This window comes from Pseudomonas meliae, assembly GCF_001400515.1.
Lineage (GTDB): Bacteria > Pseudomonadota > Gammaproteobacteria > Pseudomonadales > Pseudomonadaceae > Aquipseudomonas > Aquipseudomonas amygdali.
In genome coordinates this window covers 1-738 of record NZ_LJQT01000170.1, presented here as the reverse complement: position 1 = coordinate 738, position 738 = coordinate 1, and the positions used below count along the sequence as shown (strand labels likewise).

The window sequence follows — 738 nt, the reverse complement described above, 5'->3', positions numbered from 1 at the left end:
TCCTGGCAGCATTTCACCGAGGTTGTTCTGACCGGGCGGGCTGTCATGCACGTTGAGGACATACAACGCCTTGTTGGCCGTCAGCACGGGCATCACACCCGTTCCATCACCGATGGGGTTGCCCTTGACCTTGCCCGTGGGGGTGGAGTGCAGGGAAAAGCTGCACGCCAGGTTCTCGGTCGATTTCATCATGGGGTACATGGCCTCGGTCACACCGGGGAACTGCGTGTACCAGGTGTCGATGTTGCTCATGGTCGAACGCACAAAGGTCGCGTCACGTACCGTAAACACCGACGCCATTTTCGTGCCGTTCTCGATGGCCTGGTCCGGGGTCTTGCCGAAGACGATCAGCGAGGCGTGATAACGACCGAACGCCTTGTCGCCCAGGGTGATGGCCTCGATGGCATTTTCAAGCTCCTCGGTCTGCCTGGAATCGCGCTCGACCGAACCCAGATCCGCCACGTGCTTTTTGAATTTGTCCTTGGCCTTGTTGCGGTCCTCGAACAGAAACGTTTGCACCAGGGTGAACTCGAACTGCTGCTCGATGGCTTCATCCCACATGCCGGGGTAGGTCCCGCCACTGGGGTAGTCGCGCAGGTCAAAGGTCGTCGCAAAGCGCTGGCCACCCCGATTGGGCCGGTTCTCGACGAAATCGTAGTGTTCGAAGTTGGTGACGCTATCAATGATCGCGTCCCCCAGGCGGGTGTCGCTGACCAGCACGTCTTTTTCGTGCCCGTA

The 738-nt window shown here is 59.3% G+C and carries 1 protein-coding gene; it reads right to left on the bottom strand.

Features of this window, described 5'->3' with window-relative positions:
- The coding region (locus tag ALO64_RS07765; RefSeq protein ID WP_456238959.1) for a VirB4 family type IV secretion/conjugal transfer ATPase at positions 1–738 on the bottom strand (738 nt) is incomplete at both ends.